Source organism: Heyndrickxia acidiproducens DSM 23148 (assembly GCF_000374345.1).
GTDB lineage: Bacteria > Bacillota > Bacilli > Bacillales > Bacillaceae_C > Weizmannia > Weizmannia acidiproducens.
Genome location: NZ_KB894022.1, coordinates 7,970 through 27,466, shown reverse-complemented (window position 1 = coordinate 27,466; position 19,497 = coordinate 7,970). Strand labels below are relative to the sequence as shown.

At 39.7% G+C, this 19,497-nt stretch carries 17 protein-coding genes; all 17 read right to left on the bottom strand.

Annotated features, from left to right (window positions below; translation table 11 throughout):
- Window positions 1-563: 563 nt before the first annotated feature.
- Complete coding sequence (locus C232_RS0115185) at window positions 564-1,538, bottom strand: sugar kinase (RefSeq protein ID WP_018665005.1); 975 nt, start codon at window positions 1,536-1,538, stop codon at window positions 564-566.
- A 439-nt stretch (window positions 1,539-1,977) separates the two neighbouring features.
- The gene (locus C232_RS18825) at window positions 1,978-2,862 is read right to left on the bottom strand and encodes an aldose 1-epimerase family protein (protein ID WP_018665004.1); all 885 of its coding nucleotides are present in this window, start codon (window positions 2,860-2,862) and stop codon (window positions 1,978-1,980) included.
- Window positions 2,863-3,405: 543 nt separating this feature from the next.
- Window positions 3,406-3,753 carry a hypothetical protein gene (locus tag C232_RS20305; protein WP_235801549.1) on the bottom strand — a complete coding sequence of 116 codons (348 nt, stop codon included), beginning with the start codon at window positions 3,751-3,753 and terminating at the stop codon, window positions 3,406-3,408.
- 51 nt (window positions 3,754-3,804) lie between these two features.
- Window positions 3,805-4,155 carry a helix-turn-helix domain-containing protein gene (locus C232_RS20300; protein WP_235801548.1) on the bottom strand — a complete coding sequence of 117 codons (351 nt, stop codon included), beginning with the start codon at window positions 4,153-4,155 and terminating at the stop codon, window positions 3,805-3,807.
- Window positions 4,156-4,254: 99 nt separating this feature from the next.
- Window positions 4,255-5,586, bottom strand: coding sequence for a gluconate:H+ symporter (locus tag C232_RS0115165; RefSeq protein ID WP_018665003.1), 1,332 nt, complete (start codon window positions 5,584-5,586; stop codon window positions 4,255-4,257).
- A gap of 74 nt (window positions 5,587-5,660) precedes the next feature.
- Entirely contained in the window at window positions 5,661-7,151 is a 1,491-nt protein-coding gene (locus C232_RS0115160) for a UxaA family hydrolase (protein WP_018665002.1), read from the bottom strand.
- Window positions 7,141-8,577, bottom strand: a complete 1,437-nt coding sequence (locus C232_RS0115155) for a tagaturonate reductase (RefSeq protein WP_018665001.1) — start codon at window positions 8,575-8,577, stop codon at window positions 7,141-7,143. Before C232_RS0115155 ends, C232_RS0115160 begins: the two co-directional genes overlap by 11 nt.
- 194 nt (window positions 8,578-8,771) lie before the next feature.
- The gene (gene uxuA, locus C232_RS0115150) at window positions 8,772-9,842 is read right to left on the bottom strand and encodes a mannonate dehydratase (protein WP_018665000.1); all 1,071 of its coding nucleotides are present in this window, start codon (window positions 9,840-9,842) and stop codon (window positions 8,772-8,774) included.
- A gap of 16 nt (window positions 9,843-9,858) precedes the next feature.
- The gene (locus tag C232_RS0115145) at window positions 9,859-11,463 is read right to left on the bottom strand and encodes a mannitol dehydrogenase family protein (protein ID WP_018664999.1); all 1,605 of its coding nucleotides are present in this window, start codon (window positions 11,461-11,463) and stop codon (window positions 9,859-9,861) included.
- 151 nt (window positions 11,464-11,614) lie between these two features.
- Entirely contained in the window at window positions 11,615-12,619 is a 1,005-nt protein-coding gene (locus tag C232_RS0115140) for a sugar kinase (RefSeq protein WP_018664998.1), read from the bottom strand.
- Window positions 12,612-13,289: a bifunctional 2-keto-4-hydroxyglutarate aldolase/2-keto-3-deoxy-6-phosphogluconate aldolase gene (locus tag C232_RS0115135; RefSeq protein WP_018664997.1), complete on the bottom strand. Its 678-nt coding sequence runs from the start codon at window positions 13,287-13,289 to the stop codon at window positions 12,612-12,614. The genes C232_RS0115140 and C232_RS0115135 overlap by 8 nt, the downstream gene beginning before the upstream one ends.
- Before the next feature lie 168 nt (window positions 13,290-13,457).
- Window positions 13,458-14,225, bottom strand: coding sequence for an IclR family transcriptional regulator (locus C232_RS0115130; protein WP_018664996.1), 768 nt, complete (start codon window positions 14,223-14,225; stop codon window positions 13,458-13,460).
- Window positions 14,226-14,634: 409 nt separating this feature from the next.
- Entirely contained in the window at window positions 14,635-16,047 is a 1,413-nt protein-coding gene (locus C232_RS0115125) for an amino acid permease (RefSeq protein WP_155891596.1), read from the bottom strand.
- 258 nt (window positions 16,048-16,305) lie between these two features.
- Window positions 16,306-16,962: a TetR/AcrR family transcriptional regulator gene (locus tag C232_RS0115115; RefSeq protein ID WP_018664993.1), complete on the bottom strand. Its 657-nt coding sequence runs from the start codon at window positions 16,960-16,962 to the stop codon at window positions 16,306-16,308.
- A gap of 31 nt (window positions 16,963-16,993) precedes the next feature.
- Window positions 16,994-18,214 (bottom strand): ABC transporter permease, encoded by a 1,221-nt coding sequence (locus tag C232_RS0115110; protein ID WP_018664992.1) that lies wholly within the window; start codon window positions 18,212-18,214, stop codon window positions 16,994-16,996.
- Entirely contained in the window at window positions 18,211-18,936 is a 726-nt protein-coding gene (locus tag C232_RS0115105) for an ABC transporter ATP-binding protein (protein ID WP_018664991.1), read from the bottom strand. Before C232_RS0115105 ends, C232_RS0115110 begins: the two co-directional genes overlap by 4 nt.
- Window positions 18,937-19,142: 206 nt before the next feature.
- Entirely contained in the window at window positions 19,143-19,313 is a 171-nt protein-coding gene (locus C232_RS19890; RefSeq protein WP_018664990.1) for a hypothetical protein, read from the bottom strand.
- Window positions 19,314-19,497: the final 184 nt, after the last annotated feature.

Genomic DNA, 19,497 nt, shown 5'->3' with positions numbered 1-19,497 from the left:
AGAAATAATTGATGCAAAAGTTGTTCATCTAGAGTAATCTGTAATTGAGCCATCCCTGAATCTCTCCTTTAGAAGTTGTTTTGGTTAACTCTATTCTAACTGAGATGACGGGCTCTGGCTCATTTTCTATGAAAAAATGATAGAGACGGCGAGAGAAATGAAATCCCGCTGTTTTTCTGGAGGGGGCTGGCCAGCCCCCTCCAGAAAAACAGCCCCTATACTCCATATTCCCTCATATTCAGATAACCCTTTTTACACAATTATACGGACTTAACTCTTTCTCCCATGTATCATTCATTAATTGTTTGCTGCCGGGCAAGGTACCGATCTTTTTGCCGAGGCTTAATAATTTGAAACAATATTGATTGTTACATGTTTGATAGTAATGGCTGCTGCATCTGCTTTTATCAACAAACGATTTGAAAAAACGAACCCTACCAAAGCGAAAACAATCACAAAAGAAATTGCATATCCTTAACTCTAACACTCGATAAGCAAAACAAAAAGCCTGGCTCTTTGTTAACAAAGATGCCAGACTCCTTCTAAACATTATTACTCAATTTTCACAAGTGAACCGTTTCTAATTGTGAGGATTCCATAAACTGTGTCAGCTCTTGTTTTGTCGGCAGGCCGTCATTATCCCCGAGATGCTGCATTTGGATCGAGCAAATCGCATTACCGCGCAGTAAAACATCTTTTCCTTCAAGATTTTCAAGCATGGCCGAAACTATGCCCGCTACAAAACCATCCCCGGCTCCGACACGGTCAACCATATGTTTGACTTCAAACCGTGGCACCGTGATTTCCTCAAATGTACCGTCCGACAATTTTTTCTTCGAATAGGCACCGTTTTCAACCAAATTGATGATCACTTGTTGAACGCCCTTCGATAAATAGAAATCAGCTGCTTTTTCTTTTTCATCTTCGCCTGTCAGGATTTTGGCTTCTTTTGCATTCGGGATCACCACATCGCAGAGGCAAGCGATTTCATTTGTCCGCTTAATCATCTTCGCTTCAGATTCCCAAATAACAGGGCGTAAATTCGGATCAAATGTAATCTGTAAGCCATGCTCATGCGCTTTTTCAATCAAGGCAAGCGTAGTCTGATAACCATCTTCACTTAATCCGGCCAAGATGCCGCCGAGATGGAGGATTTTGGCATTTGTAAAATCTATTTGATCTACCTTGTCTTTTGTTAACCTTGACGCTGCACTACCTTTCCTAAAATAAAATGTTTCCGGCTGGCCGTTATCGGAAAGTGCCTTTAACATAAAACCTGTCGGATGATTTGGTGATGTCAAAACATATTGCGTATCAATGTTTTCCTTCGCTAAGAACTCATGAAAAAATATGCCAAACGGATCTTTGCCGACTTGTGTCAAAAACGATACGGAATGCCCGAGCCTTGAAACACCAACCGACACATTCACATCAGCACCAGCCATGTACCGGGTATAATGTCGAACCTCGCTCAAGGCACCTTTCTCATTGGCGATGAACAGAACCAATGGCTCTCCGGCTGTAATACATTCGCTCATTTGATTCGCCTCCTAAGTTTCAATAAAATAACACAACATAAGTTTCCTATAAATAAACTGAGTTTATTATATATAACTATAACATTATTATAACGCCTTCAATTGAAGAGTCAATCATTTATAAAAATATTACCTACAGTTTAATATTATCAGATAAGAAAGCGCCAAAACTTTTGCTTTAAACAATAGAACGAGCAAAATCACTTTTCACCGACCACTACCCAATAAAAATTGTTGTTTTGGCAATATGGAAAAATAATCGACTAAGCAAAAAATACATAAGGGAATAATTGATCGAATAAAAACAATCATAATACTCACAGTCATCATTCCTACTTATAAATGGCTTCCTAAAATCTATCCTTTGCATGACAGCCATTTAACATTGTTCATTTACTACACCTTTGTACAAAATCCAACTTCCTGAAAATTAGACACATTAGTAAAAGGTCATTTCATATGTGAATTTGACTTTTTCTCCTTTGGTCAACGTATAGTTTGCTTCTTTTTGATACCAATCTACCGTATACCCCAGAACATCAGGCAGACCAGCAAATGGTTCGATACAAAGAAAAGGCGAAAAACTATTTTCAGTCGTCCATAATGTAAAATAAGGAAACTCCTTTATACTCAGAACGACTGCATGTTCCGTTTTTGGAGAATACAGTTCAATTTTGTCAATTCCAGGATTTTCAAAAATTAATAGACCATTTTTAAATAAATCATGGCTTAACTGGATTGTTCCATTATGATCTTTTCTAAATGGAACCACTCTTCCCGTCCGGAATGGTTTTGGTTTCAAAACTGCTTCAAAGATGCGTAACTGTCCTACTTTCGGATAGGTTCTGATAAAATAATCCTCAAATTGGCCTTCCTGTTTTAAGGGAATATTAAATGCAGGATGCGATCCGATTGAAAATGGCATATCCCGATCGGTTTCATTTGTAACCGTATACCGGGTAATGAGTCGATTTGCAATGAGATGGTAATCCACTTGTAATAAATAATGGAAAGGAAACATCTGATACGTTTTTTTGTTATCTCTTTGTTGTAAACAAATATGCTCATTCGAAACGTATTGTTTTTCAAACGAAAAATCCCGTGCAAAACCATGTTGTGTAATCGTATACTTTTCTCCCTTTAAGAAATAAGAACCATCATTAGAATTACCGATACATGGAAAAAGAATGGGGGCATGCCTGGGCCAAAATTTGGGATCGCCATTCCATAAGTAATCAAACCCATCTATAACATTTTTAATACTTTGTGGTTCAGCACCTAAACTATTGATAATAATTTCCAATTTTTCATTTATTAATTTCATAGTTCTTCCCCCGTATAATTTTTTAATTCAATATAAGGATTAGCAGACAAAATAATACATAAATGATCTCTGTTTAAAGAAAGTTACAAAATGGAGTTTTTACACGCATAAAATATTGAGTATAAAATTTTTACGCAAATAAATTGAATCCAATCTCTTTTTGAATTAATATAAATATATAGATAAAAATTGAAATTAGTAAGAGATTACTAATTAATCTCCCATTATAAAGTAAAAACTATTTTTAAAGAGATTATATACAATGAACTTAAGCTTTCGACAGCTCTAATCTAACAAGCAGTCGATTAATAACTTTTTAGCTAGCTTGTTTCATAAATTCAGCCACGTGGGACCGGATTAGATAAAATTTACTGAAAAAGACATTGTTAACGCTATCCTGCTTCAGCCATTTTCATAATCCTTCCACTGAATTTAGCTCAGGACTGTATTTAGGAAGAAAAACAAATCTCCGCCGTGGATTTTCCTTAAGAAAATCCTTGATGTGATTTATGCATTCTGCTGTTGTCCAAAACCATTACAACCTTACGGGTATTCGTTTAGAAGAAGCTCCAAAAACCGTTTGAAGGCCAAAGAGCTACTGTTTTCTTCTTCATAGTTCGTGATTTCGCCGGTTCCATAGTTTATTGAAGCGAACAATTCAGCACCTTTATGTTGTCCATGTTCTGATTTTCTTCTGCTGTCCTTTTGGAAACCAGTATATCGCAGAGCCTGGTAAGCACGGATGAATGCTTCTTCTTCGAATAATAGGTGATCAATGATTCCATTTTCCAGTTGCTGTTTTAACTCAGGAAAAGTTACTTTCTTGAATTCTTTTTGCAAATCCGGATCCGGCTTTGCCTGTATACGTTGCCTTTGTATAGCTAAATCCAAGCCTGTGTAACATTGTAGAAACGCCTTTTTGGAGTAAAAGACTGCTGAAACTCAATCCAGTCGGCTGGCTATTAATTGGAGCGTCCAAATGTACTTGGATTCAAATCCGACTTCTGCAGGTGTTTTGTTTACAATGATATCGTCCAAATGTTCCTGTTGTTCTTTACTTAACTTCTTAGGTTTACCCGTTGGTTTTTTCATTTGAAAGCCTGAGATTCCGCCTTCTTCATATGAGTTGCAGTAATTCATAGCTATCTGACAATTATGTCCTATAATATTAGAAATTTTCGGAAAGTTACGGCTTTCTAAATGTAAAAGAACAGAAAGGAAACGCTCATAGAGACGTTTATCCTTTGTATTCTGCATTACATTTCGTAAGGATTTGATTTTCTGATTTAACATAATATTTTTCTCCGTCCTTTTTGGTATAGTTATAAACTTTATACCCGAAAAAGGACCAAGGAATTAAGCAAAAATGATTAATTCATTTTATATAGATCGTTAAATTACTAAGCTTAATAATAAACAAACTATCAAACCAACAACAGAGTTTACCAATTCTAATAATCCCCATGTTTTAAAAGTATCTTTCATAGAAATACCTAGTGTTTGTTGAAATAATAAAAATCCTCCATCATACATTAAAGTTATTGTATTACTTCCACAAGCTATAGCCAGTAACATAAGTACTGGACTAACACTGAAACTACTTATCATAGGCTGCATTATACCAGCAACAGTAATCGCCGAAACAGCTCCTTGTCCAGTCATAAGCCGGATAATAACAGTAAGTATCCAAGCTAAAATAAGAGGTGATAAACTACTATGTTCCATTACTTTTACTATGTTATTTCCTACACCACTATCAATGATAACTTGTTTAAATGCACCCCCGGCGGCAATTACCAAAATAACATTTGCAACCTCTGAAATGGCTTTTGACATATGTGTTTGAATAGTATGTCCATTCATTCCTCTTTTTATTCCAAAAAAATACATGCCCACTAATAAAGCAATTGTCATACTAACTTCAGCACTACCAAAGAATGAAACTAATTTATATGGTGTTGAATTTTCGCTTGTGAAAAACTTAACAATAGAAGCTATTACCATAATTATTGCTGGGATAAGAGGTACCAATAAGCTAGTGCCAAATCTAGGCATTTCTTCTTCAGTAAATTTTTTAGGAGCTTTTAGAATATCAGCCAACGGCATTTTATCCAAACCTTTTAAAAGTTTTGGTAAAATAATTCCTGCACATATGACCGATGGGATGATTACAATTGCTCCAAATATATAAACTTGACCCACATCTACATTAAATGCTGATACAAGTGCCATAGGACCAGGTTGAGGTGGAAAAAGGCTATGTCCCATGGTTGCACCCGTCACGGTTGGAATAATCAATTTCATATATGGTATTTTTGCTTCTTTTGCTATACTAATAACAAGCGGTGCAGCGATGAGAAATGCTACTTCATAAAACATGGCCATACCGAAAATGATACCAATTAATACCAAAGCCCATTGTAAATATTTTATTCCAAATTTATCGATTATTGTGGATGCTATCCTTTGAGAAGCACCTGATTCAGTCATCAATTTTCCAATAATCGCTCCAAGCGCTACAATTAAAGCCAAGGATCCCATTGTACTTCCAACACCAGCCTCAATCGTTGATGCTATCTTTCCAATGTCCATCCCTTCCAATAAACCTACAATTAATGCAACCAATAGCAATGCTAAGATATTATGCATTTTATACTTCAAATTAAAAATCAATAATAGTAGTATTCCTAAAGCTACCCATAAAAATGAAAGAAACACGCTCATCATAGTTACTCCCTTTTTATAAATTTTTAAGAACTTTACAAATTAAACATTTTAAATAATAGTACAGATCGATGCTATTCTGTAACACCATTTTTAAAAATTGCAATTTCATGGATGTGGCGAAGTTCATTTTTCGTCTTTTTCCCACTGGCGACATCAATAATAAATTGGATAAACAGTCTTGCAACTTCATCCATGGACGCATCAAGCAATTGCCCGGCATTAAAATCAATCCACTGTTTTTTGTTTTCATAAAGCTGCGTATTCGTGGAAACTTTGACAGTCGGGACAAAAGTTGCAAACGGCGTCCCACGACCTGTTGTAAATAAAACCATTTGGCAATCTGCAGCGGCAAGAGCCGAGGACGATACAAGGTCGTTTCCGGGTGCCTGAAGAAGTGACAATCCCCTTTCTTTTATTTTTTCTCCATATTCCAAAACGTCTACAACAGCAGATGTACCGGATTTTTGGGTACAGCCCAGTGACTTATCCTCTAATGTTGTAATCCCTCCAGCTTTATTGCCGGGTGAAGGGTTCTCATATATTGGCTGACCATATGAAGCAAAATAATCTTTAAAATTATTGATCAGTGAAACAATTTTATAGAACACCTCTTCATTTTTAGCGCGAGCCATCAGTACTTTTTCAGCACCAAACATTTCTGGTACTTCCGTCAGAACGGTTGAACCTCCTTGGGAAACGATATAATCGGAAAGGCGCCCGAGTAACGGGTTACCGGTAATACCCGAAAAGCCATCAGAGCCTCCGCATTTTAGCCCAATTTTTAACTCGGATAGCGGAACATCCACGCGTACATCATTTTGGGCAACAATATTCAGTTCTTCTAATAGCTGCAAACCTGTTTCTACTTCATCCGGAACATTTTGACAGATCATAAACTTCACGCGTTTTTCGTCAAACTCGCCCATTTGATTTTTTAATTCATCGAGTTGGTTATTTTCACAGCCAAGCCCGAAAATCAGTACTCCGCCAGCGTTTGGATGCAATGCAGCATCAGTTAAGATTTTCCGTGTGTACTCCAAATCATCACCTAGCTGGGAACAGCCATATGGATGTTTGAAAAGAATAATCTCATCAAAAGCACCGTAATCCGGATGATTTTGCTTAAACTGTTCAACAATCAGGTCTCCGACCATGTTAATGCAGCCAACAGTCGGAATAAGATACAGATCATTTCGAATCCCAACTTTACCGTTTTTCCTTAGATATCCTTTAAATGTACGGTTTTCATTTGGAAATACATTTGGATGCAATTCAGGCTGATAAGCATAATCAAGCTTTCCGGAAAGATTTGTAGCGACATTATGGGTATGCACCCAGCTGCCTTTTTCAATCTTTTCCGTTGCATGTCCAATCGGCGCGCCATACTTGATAATACTTGCATTTTCCAAAATATCTTGTCGCGCGATTTTATGTCCCTGGGTAATAGCCTCCTTAAGGGTAATGGATTGGTCTCCGGCAGATATAACATCTCCCGCCTTAAGATCTTGTAATGCAACAACCACATTATCCCGCTGGTTTAGCAAAATTGTTTTATTTTTCAAATGTCATCGCCCCCTCGTTTACGATTTGGACTGCCTTGCGAACACCTTCTTTTTCAATAAGCTTTAAACCTTTTTCCGTTTGTTCACACAGCCCATCAATTTTTGTCAAATCAGTACCCCATAAAGATTCATTTGCCAGGATCACTGAAACATATTGTTCGGATTTATAAGCCTCCGAGAACGTTTTCAAAATTTCAGGCATGTCAATTGCTTTTGCCTGTGTATTTTCTTGCTTTCCATAGATTGCTAGTAAGCCGGAAAGTGCAAGGACGATGCGAGTTGGAATTTTATGGAAACGTTCAATATGTTTTTGTAAAGTTGGAAGGAGCCGGGCACTGTATTTCGAAACACTATTCAAAGCAATCGAATCCAGCTGATGCTCCATATATGGATTTCTGAAACGTTCCTGGATGCCTGACGCGTAACTTGTTAACTCTTCTTTTGGCAAATCAAGAGACGGAATGATTTCTTCATACATTTCACGGTCTATGAAATGGTAAAAGTCTCTATCTTCCATTACTTCTCCTACTGTTTTGATTCCTGCTAATCGCGCAAGACAAGCCATTGTTGTATGTGGCCCGTTTAACAGATAAACTTTCCGGTCACGGTATGGTTTCAAATCCTCTGTCACGATTACATTTAATCCCGTTTTTTTCAGTGGCAGCTCTTCTTCAAGTTCTTTCGGCCCTTCAATCACCCATATGAGGAAAGGCTCTGCTTTTACCGCAGATGTATCTTCATAACCCCACTCATTCCACAGCGCCTCTTCGCGATCTTTTGGGTAGCCGGGTACAATTCTGTCAACCAAACTAGAGCAAAACGTGTTTTCTGTTTCCAACCATTTTATAAACGATTCTTCAAGATTCCATTCTTTTGCATAACGATTGACAATCTTTTTTAATTGTTTACCATTACTTTCTATGAGCTCACACGGTATAATATAGAATCCTTTTTTTTCGGCTTTAAAACGATGATAGAGTAATGCCGTTAATTTTGCAGGATAGCTGACTGGCGGACGATCTGATAAAGTATCGCCTTCATGATAGGCAATACCTGCTTCGGTTGTATTGGAGAATATAAAACGGATGTTTTCATCTTCCGCCAGTTTTAAGTAAGCATCATAATCTTTATAAGGATCCAGACCGCTGTTTACAGATGTAACAATTTCATGTGTTTGCAAATTTTTTCCATTTATCTTGCCTTCCAACAGAACTGTATATAAATAATCCTGATTAGCTAACTTATCCACTCTTCCATTAGGTAAAGGTTGGATAATAGTAACGTTTCCATTGAACAATCCTTTTTTATTCATTTGATGGATTTGCCAGTCAACAAAAGCTCGTAGAAAATTACCTTCGCCAAACTGAATTGCTTTAGTCGGATATTTTTTATAACCACCTAAAAAGGAACTTGCCAACTTTTTCAATCACTTAACCTCCTACTCAAAACTTAAAAACAGTTACAAAACAACATAATCACCAAATTATTATCTGAAATAATAACTATTGTTTACTATATGATAATTGGTTGCTATATAAAATGAACTATATTATTACTACGTCAATAGAGTAGTGATTATATTGATGTGTTAAGTTCATTTTATATAGCTTAAACTCTTTGTTATTTTTGTTTTTCCAATGCCTCCCACAAACCGTTTAAGTAAGCGATTCCCAAAGCTCTATCGTATAATCCATAGCCAGGACGACCAACTTCACCCCAGATCATGCGGCCATGGTCGGGTCTCAAATATCCGTCAAAGTGTACATCATGGAATGCTTTCATAATTTCGTACATATCCAAAGATCCCAATTCAGATAAATGAGCGGATTCGTGGAAATTCACATCACTTGTAAATTTAATATTTCGGCAATGTGCAAAGGCGATTCTGTCTCTTTCCCCAAAATATCTAATCAATTGCGGGACATCATTTTCCGGATTTTCCCCTAATGACCCGGTACATATTGTCAAGCAGTTGCTCGGGCTGTCCACCATTTCAACGATTCTTTTTAAATCCTCAAAGTTTTTCACAATTCTTGGCAATCCAAAGATGCTTTTCGGAGGATCGTCCGGATGAATAGCCATTTTAATGCCATACTCTTCACACGTTGGAATGATCGCATGCAGAAAGTATTTCAGGTTATCCGCCAAATTATTTTCATCTACATCCTTGTATTTTTCAAATAAGTTTTTCAACTCTTTTAACCGTTCAGGTTCCCAGCCAGGCATGACAAAACCATTTGAATTGCTTGTCAAAGACTCTACCATATGACTAGGATCAATATTATCAACAATGGCTTGGTCATATGATAAAACGGTTGATCCATCTTCCAGTTCAAATGCCAGATCTGTTCTGGTCCAATCGAAAACAGGCATAAAATTATAACAAATGACTTTAATACCGTGTTTTGATAGATTTTTGATCGTTTGAATATAATTTTCAATGTATTGATCTCTTGACGGCAAGCCGATTTTAATATCATCATGGATATTAACGCTTTCAATGACTTCCATAGTTAAACCGGCTTTTTCCACAACATCTTTCATATGTTTAATTTTTTCTTCAGGCCATACTTCCCCGACGGGCACATCATAAAGCGCGCCAACAACCCCCTTTACATTCGGAATCTGCCTGATTTGTTGAAGCGTAATCTTATCATCTTTCTCGCCATACCATCTGAATGTCATTTGCACGTTAAATCTACTCCTCTCATGCCAAATATTTCTTTAATGTTGTTCGGACTGCACCAGCACCGGCAATTAATTCTGTTACATAGCCCTCAATTTTGGATCCAAGCCCAACGCTGTATAAATTAACTCCAAAAATTGATTGGTTTGAAAGCAAAGGTTGTAAATGTTCTTTTACTGAATCCGGCTCACCTAATTTTAAATAGGAAATATATTGCTGGAATTCTTCAATCAAAGGATCCGGGCTTAATTCCATTGCTTTTCCTTCATCATCCATTCCCATTAAGTATCTGCACCACCCGGCTATCACCAGTGGAATATAACATAAGTCTTTTGCTTGATCTTTATAAAGTTTTATCGTTTCACCGAATCTGATTGCCAGTTTTTGTGATGTATCAGAAACAATTCTTTGTGGCGTATCCGGAATATTTTTATTTGGAAGCCTCTTTTCAATTACTTCATCAATAAACTTTTTAGGTTCGATAATTCCGGGATCAGTTACCACCGGAAGTCCTTCCTGGTATCCAACTTTTTCAATCAGTTTTTTGATTTCCGGATCTTTCATTTCTTCTGCAATCGATGTATATCCTAATAAACATCCATAGATTGCCATTGACGTATGAAGCGGGTTCAGGCATGTACATACTTTCATTCTTTCAACTTGATCAACAGTTTCTTTATCCGTAAGATAAACACCGGCTTTTTCAAACGGCGGCCTGCCATTTGGAAAATCATCTTCTATAACCAAATAATGGGTTTCCTCGGTATTTACAAATGGTGCTGAAACCGACCTTTTTTTCGTCTGAATGATATCCATCGATTCCATTCCAAGTTCTTTTAACTTTTCAGCAACAGCTTGCGACGGTCTTGGCGTAATCCGGTCGATCATACTCCATGGAAAAGATACCTTGTTTCCATTTAATAGGTATTCGATAAATCCTTTATCAACAAATCCTTTATTATTCCATTGTTTTGCAATCTCACATACAGAGGATTTCAGCTTATCGCCATTATGTGAAAAATTATCTGTACTTAACAGAGCAATCGGATATAAACCGCTTTCATATCGTTCAAATAATAAGGAAGCTAGGATTGACATTCCATGTTTTACATGTCCAGGCCCGTTTTCAATATCTTCTTTTATAATTGGTAAATATTCTCCTGAAGAATTCTTCAAATTATAGCCTTTTTCCGTAATCGTAAGGGAAGCAATCTGCAAAGACGGTGACTTGAATACCTCCTTTATTCTTGCAACAGATGAGGGAGCCTGATCTGAATAAAAGTGGCTTTCTACAACACTTTCGATAACCTCTTTTTCTATTGTTCCATCGGCTTTTGTCACACACATTAAAGTTAAATTATCATGATCATGGTAGACTTTTTCTACCACTTCATCATCAAAAGTATCTACCACAATAATTCCTGTATCTGCCAGACCATTGTCAATTAGATGTTGTTGAATTTTCGCATGAAAACATCTAAATATATTTCCTCCCCCAAAATGAATCCAGGTTGGCGTATTTTGCGTATTCTTTTTTACTTCTTCGTAATCAAATTTTGGTAACTTAATGCCTTGGTTTAAAAATTCTTCTTTTTTTTCTTCTAATTCTTTTTTAAGTAGAAACATTTTTCAATATCCCTCCATTCTTATAAAAAAGACTTTATTTATTATGTGGAAATTTGGTTTACTATTTATCTATACTTCTAGTATAATTCTCAATTCTTAGTAGTCAATGGACAATTTATTTATTCATTTATTTGTAAAAATTTATTTGATTTTATCTTCTAACTTCTCTGTTTGTGGAATTTAACCATTCCTGAATATTACTTACATTCAAGGAAATGGAATCACCCTTAATCGTGTGTTTAAGCAGGGACATTCCTGTCGCAAACTGCACATTTTCAGTTATCTCCATCCCTTCCAATATCCCATGTAGCATACCTGCAACAAACGCATCTCCACCACCGATGCGATCGGTCACCGGATTGATTTGATACTGCTTGGTTTTCGCAAATTTCCCTTTCATCCATAAAAGACCTTGTAACTGATGATGAGATGTGTTCACAACTTGCCTGTTAGTGGCATAGATCGCCCTAAAATTCGGGTACATGCGGCTGATTTCGCGGTAACAGGCTTCCATATGATCCGGCACTGCAATGGCCTCATTTATTCCAAAAAAATTCCGCGCATCTAGATAATTGATACAGCAATAACTGATCATGGGCAAAATTGGACGGATAGCAGCGATTGCTTCTTCCAACGGCCACATCGACGGCCGGTAGTTGAAATCAAAGCTGACCGGGATGCTGCGCTTATGAGCCTCACGTACAAGGATTTGGCCATTTTTTTGCCAAGCTTTCGATAAGGCAAAGGTGATGCCGGTAATATGAAAAAGTTCTACTCCTGCGAATAGCTTGTCAAAGTTCCATTCTTTGATCCCCATCTCACAAAAACTGGAACACGCCCGGTCATAAATGACTTTCGAGTAACGCGGGCCGTTCCCTTGTTCCACAAAATAAACGCCAAGGCGTTTTCCACCAAATAATACGGGAGCGATATCAATACCATTGGCACGAAGCCCTCTTACAACAGCCATGCCTAAAGGAGAATCGGGCAGTTTGCTTGCAAATGAGACAGAGTGCCCGAGATTCGCCAATGCAGATGCGACATTCGCTTCCGCCCCGCCATAGTGGACTTGCAGGGAATGGCTGCTGTTCAATAGTTCCCCCGGTTCAGTGGAAAGCCGGAGCAATGCTTCACCAAGTGCCAAAACTTTAGGCATACTGACCACTCAGTTTAGACTCTTCTGCTTCGCGTAATTGCTGATACTTTTGTACAAAGGATTTCGCTGCTTCGGTTACACCGGCAAAATCATCAGCTGCGGCCGGTTTCAGCAGGCTTCCGCCAACGCCGAGCACTTTGCAACCGACATGATACCAGTCAGCCATATTTTCGAGCCCGATTCCGCCGGAAGGCATGATTTCAAGCTGTGGCAATGGTGCTTTTACATCTTTGATAAAAGTTGGCCCGACAATATTGCTTGGGAAGAGTTTAATAATTTCTGCGCCCGCCTGCATTGCCGTTTTCATTTCATTGACGGTCATGCAGCCCGGAATATAAGGTACCTGATACAAATTGCAGATGGCGGCGGTATCAGCGTCAAAAGTTGGAGCCACAATGAACTTCGCACCGGACATGAGCGCGATCCGGGCAGTCGCCGCATCTAGTACCGTGCCTGCACCAACAACAACATCGTCATGGTCCTGATAATTTTCCACTATTTTTTTGATGGCAGTATCCGCATTTGGAACCGTAAACGTTAATTCGATGCTTTTAATTCCACCGGCAATCAAAGCATCTGAGACTTTTAGCGCCTTTTCAACGGATTCTGCGCGTAAAACAGCCACAATCCCGTTTTTTTCAAGTGCCTGCAGGGTTAGTAATTTTTGCATGAGTACCACTCCCTTTTATTTCTTTATAGGAAACCTTAGTTATATATAATAAATACAAGATTATTGTACATCACGTTTCAACCAATGTAAACCATTACAAGGTACAAAAATAAAAAAATTGGTGCTTACCTTTTTTTGAAAGGTAAGCACCAATTTTTACCGAAACCATCAATTCATCTTGCTTTCAATTTTTTGGCGCGCTTCAAGAATTAAAGCAATGGTTTTTTGTTTTTTTTCTTCGTTAATCCGGAAAATCGGTGAGCTGACGCTGATCATGCCCTCCACTCTGCCGTTATATTTTAAGACGGTTCCCACACAATAAATTTCATCTTCGTTCTCCCGATCATCAACTGCATATCCACACTCTTTAACTGTCTGAAGATTTTTGAGCAGCTGCTCCGGATCCGTAATGGTGTTTTTGGCCATTTTCACCAGTGGGGTCCGCTGTAAATAAGCAAGAACTTCCTCTTTGCTTAGCTCGGCTAAATAAGCTTTTCCCATTGCGGAACAATACAAATCCAACGAATGCCCGACTTGGGAACGCAATATAATTTTACCTTTGCCATTCAGCTTTTTCACATAGATAATCTGATCCCTTTCATAGATGCCCATGTGGATGGTCTCTCCAAGCGCTTCATTTAATTCTATTAATTCGGGTTCTGCAATATTGACAATGTCAAACGACTTGCGGGCTGCTTCCCCATAGCGGATAAGTGCAGTGCCAAGTGTATATTTCTTCGTTTCTTCATCCCGTTTTACATAATCAATGGAACAAAGCGTATTTAAAATTTTTAATACCGTTGATTTACTTGTGTTCAACGCAGTATAAATTTCTTGTAGGTTAGCCGGATGATCCTGCTGTTCCAAATAATCCAGTATTTCCTTTGCACGAATTAAAACTGTCCCATATGGTTTTTTATCTGTCGTTGTTTCCAATTTTACGAACTCCCACGTTTATTTTATGTTCATTACTTTCTTAATCCTATTTCAAATAAAAATCAGATAGGTATGCAAGGACTTGTTCTTAACACAATTCACATACACTTTTATTATATCAATATCCAGAACCGAATTCATGCTTTAATTTTGCTATCGCGTATTTTCATAAACTTTTTTGAATTTTACTAATAAATAAATAAACAGCAATGGCGTTACGACAGGGTCTTTTAGACTCAGCGTACTCTATATATTTCTTCAAAAAATCTTTCTCGGTATCATCTTTATAAAATTAAGCTGTTTACATGATTTTAACAAACTTTATGCTTACTCTCCAACAAATAGTCATTCCTCACTTTGCAGAATTCAACTTACTTCAGGTGATGACTGGCACCTAAAGCTAGCCGCTTCACTCCCGGTTTTCTTGCTCCATATGCGGCGCAGACCTTTTCCATACGGCATAGCCCAGCGTAATGATCAGTACAAAACTGGATGCTGCATAGAAGCCCATCCGGAAATCATTGACGCGGAGGCTGATGCCAAACAGCAGCAAAATGGCAAAAATCGTGACATAAGCTCCGGGAACTCCCCAGACCAGCTTCGATTGAAAGGTTTCCGTTTCTCTGCGCTTTTTCCGCCAAATTAAAAAGGTGATCAGGTTCAATATCCAATTTAAAAAGGTGAAATAAGACGAAGCGGACACCAAATAATTATATAAAGAAGAAGGCAGCAAAAAAGACAACCCGACAATGAGCAAGCACCCCGTGGCGACTGCCAGCCATGCATACCTGTAAAAGCCTCTGCTGGAATGCTTTAAAAGCAGGCCCGGCCCTTTCTTTACCTCCGAAAGGGAAACAATTAACTGGATAGATGTATAGTAACTTGCCGCCATCACCGAAAATGCCGCCAGCAAAATCACAATATTGAAGAAGGCAGCTGCCCAATCCAGGCCTATGACATCAAATGCATGGACGAAAGGGGACTTATGGGTAGATACCGTATTCCATGCCGTTAACATGACAAGAACCAGCATCGAAAACGCATATAAACCAATCGAGCCAAATGTCATCAGCCCGGCTGCCCTTGGGATCTGTGTGCGCGGTTTTGCCACCTCTGTTGAAGCCATCGCGATTGCACTGATGCCTGAGAATGAGAAGATCACAACCAGCATGGATTGGAGCAGACCCGAGCTGCCATTTGGAAAAAACCCGCGGCGGCTTGCAAATGGATGGTGGGCGGTAATCCCGCCATGGGTGAACAGCATCCATCCTCCGATCAGGATAAACGCCAGCAGCGCCAAAACTTTGGCCGCGGCCATTGCCGACTCGATATGCCCAAATACTTCCATATTCAATGCATTGATCACGATAATTACTGCCATGAAAACAGTTGCGAGAACAGGCAGCGGTACTTTTGGCAGCCAGTAATGTGTAAAAACACCCATCGCAATTGCTTCTGACCCAATGGCCAGTATGCTGGATATAAACAATGCCCATCCAATCAAAAAGCCTGCATAGTGTCCTAAAAACTGTTCAACATATACCCGGAAAGACCCTTGCTGCAGGCGGTTCACATTGATGCTTGTCATTGCCCCGAGCACCTGCATCATAATCAATCCGCCAATCAAAAAAGCCAGGACGACTGAAGGGCCTGCTTCCCGGATAGCCAAGCCTGACCCGAGAAAGTAACCGGCACCGATCATACCGCCAATTCCAAGCCCGGCCAGACTGTATTCATTCAGCCTGCCGCGCCTTTTTTCCACTTCCTTCTTTTGATGCTTTGAAACCGTTCCGACAGTAATGGTTTTTTCGATTTTCGACACCCACTTTTAAAAAACCTTTTTGGTTATCATGCGTCAGAGGCGGACGATCCATACCTTTGGAAACCATACATGACAACTCCTTTCAAGGCATCTGCCGCGTAATCGATCTGCAATTTTCTAAGTTCCTGCAGCCCGCCATCCTATTTGACGAATCTGATCCCGGATTTCTTTCAATTTTGTTTTAGCGATGAAAAAAGAGCGGAAAGGCCGCCCTTTTCACTCTTTTTATACATACCATTACTTTTTTCTTACATACCATTACTTTTTTCTGATCCCATCCATTACAAACCGGACCATGCTTTCGATTTCGCTTTCTTCATCCGCCCCGCTATCATTTGGCAGCAAAACGAACCTGGTCACAAAATTTCCTGCAATAAAGATAAATATCATATTACAAATTTTTTCAGCCGGAATGTCTGCCAGCTCGCCGTGTTCCTGGTACGTTTGAATCAGATGCAGCAGCCGCGGCCCGATGTTTTTCACAAAATAAGGAATGAGTTCTTTTTTAATTCCTTCATTATATAGAAGTTCCTTGATGACAATTTGGAAAATCTCTTTGTTTTCTTTGATAAACTTCATCCGGTCTTTGATCAGTTCCCTCAGAAAATCTTCAAAGCACATGATATTTTTCGAGAGAATCTCATGAAAAAGCTCTTCCGCCATCGATGGAATGGATTCTTTCAAAAATGGAACAATGACAGTGATCAACAGATTGTCTTTTGTACCGAAGTGGCGGAAAATCGTGCCTTCCGCGACACCTGCTTCTTTGGCAATTTCACTTGTCGGCGTGTTTGCATACCCTTTTTCGGCAAACAGTTTAATCGCGGTCCCGACGATTTTCTGCTTCTTATCTGTCTGCTTGGCTGCCGGATTTGATTGTGCCATCATGGCTTCTAATAGATTGTATTTTGGCAACGCGGGACACTTCCTTCCTTTTTAAAAAAAATTATAACTTACGGTACCGTTTCAGAGCCAAAATATTCAAGATGATAAAGACAACTGCAAAAATAGCCAGCGCAAGCAGGTCCCTTCCAATATCACCAAGACCAAGCCCTTTATACATAACCCCTTTCAGTGCATCTGCCGCATAATAAATCGGCATTACTTTTGCCAGTTCCTGCAGCCAGCCGGCCATCCCATTCAACGGAATGATGCCCGAAAAGAAAATCTGCGGGACAACAACGACCGGGATAAATTGGACCATCTGGAACTCTGATGCGGCAAAGGAAGAGAGCAATGTGCCCAGCGACAATGCTACCAGGGCGAGCAGCAAATTAATGAGCACCACATTCAAAAGCGAACCGGCCATGACCATATCCAAAACATTGACCGAATAGAGTACCACGATAATGGTTTGAATGACAGCAAAGATCCCGAATCCGGCTAGATAGGCAATAACAATCTCACCCCGGCGGATTGGCGTGGCCATTAAGCGGTCCAGCGTCCCTGAAGTCCGTTCTTTTAATAACCCGATCCCTGAAATTAAAAATACGAAAAAGAAAACAAAGAATCCAACGAGAATCGGGCTTAACACATCAAAAAATTCAGTACTGCTGTTCCCGTAAACATAGGTTGCCGCCACATTTTGATTGGCCGATTCCATTTTAACAGGCAATTGTTTTGCCGTTATTTTGTGCACCTGGCCGGCGATTTGTTTGATTTGTTGCTGGATCGGCGCTTGGGAAGGGATTTGTTTACTCAGCTGCTGCTGGATCTGATCCTGCGCCAGTGCAAGTTTCAACATTTGCTGTTGTTGCCCCGCCAGCCCGGACATATTTTTCGCCAATTGTTTTTGCTGCCCGGCCGCAATTGCTTGCTTTACTTTCATTTGCAAGGTTTTCGCAGCGGACGGGTCACTATTTTTCAAGGTTAAAATATACTTCCCGTGTTCCTTTTGCAGCAGGCCATCAAGATTTTTATCCAACACCGTTTGCTTCGGATCTTTTGCGGCGTTCACATGTTTAATATCAATTCCGGCTTTATCCATGACTTTTGTGATGCTGCTATCCACATTAGCAACCCCAAGCTTTGGAGCAACCGTGTTGCCATTAAAGAAAAAGTACATGAGCGTTAAGATGAACAGCGGTGCAATGAATAATAAAGCCAATGTCCGCTTATCCCGCACCATTTCAAGCATAATTCTCTTGATCAGCGCAAAAATTCTCATTCCATTCCCCTCCCTGCATTGAGGAATACTTCATCTAGATTTTCCGCGTGATACAGATCTTTCAGTTCCTTCGGCGAACCGCTCGCTAAAATGCTGCCTTCGCGGATCATCGCCACGACATCGCATTTCTCGGCTTCGTCCATCACATGCGTCGTCACGATAATCGTTTTGCCATCTTCATGCTTCAGCCGCAGCAATTCTCCCCAAATGCTTAGCCGCAATTCGGGATCAATTCCAACAGTCGGTTCATCCAGGATCAGGATCATCGGGTTTTGGATTAACGCAATCGCCAGTGACAACCGCCGCTTCATCCCGCCCGAATAAGCAGATACCCGCTGATTAAGATCTCCCGTTAAATTAACAAGACTGGCTGCATACGCAATCCGCGCTTTCTGTTCCGCCTTGCTCAATTGAAAAAGGGAGGCAAAAAATTTAAGGTTTTCCCGGCCGGTTAATTCCAGATACAGGGCATCCGACTGCGCCATATAACCAATTTCCTGTAAAATCTCCAAATTTGGCATTGTTTTATCAAGCACATGAATCTCGCCGGCATCAGGACTGTCCATGCCCACGATCATCTTCACCAAGGTTGTTTTCCCCGCCCCTGAAGGCCCGATAAAGCCATAAATTTGTCCCTTTTCAATGTTCAAACTGATATTGTTTAAAACGGTTTTCTTTCCGAAACTTTTCTTGACCTTTTTCACTTCAATACTGGCACCCATCGTTCAACCTCCAGCACAAAATTTGTAGTGAGTAATCACTCACTTATTATAATGCGATAGCGGGAGGGTATTGTCAATGAAAAAAGTGAGTAATCACTTCGATTTTTGTGACAATGCTGTTGTTATCAGCGGATGAAGACATTTTAAAATGCCGGAGCCGCTCACTTTGGGTTACATAAGCTTGATGAAGGGCATTTCAACATGTTTTACAACTGCGGGCTATTATTCATTTTCCTTATGAACGACCAGGCACTCGGGTTTTCTTCCGTGATGGGCTTTCCATTCCACTTATGAACGACCGCGAGCTCCTGTTTTCCTCCGCCGCGGGCTTTCATTCCTCCTATGAACGTCCGCAGACACAGGTTTTCTTCCGCCATGGGATTTCATTCCTCCTATGAACGACCGCGAGCGCCTGTTTTCCTCCACGACGGGCTTTCATTCCACTTATGAGCGACCAGGAGCGCGAATTTTCCCCCACCGCGGGCTTTCATTCCATTGATGAACGACCGCGAACACAGATTTTTCTCCGTCACGGGCTTTCATTCCTCTTATGAACGACCG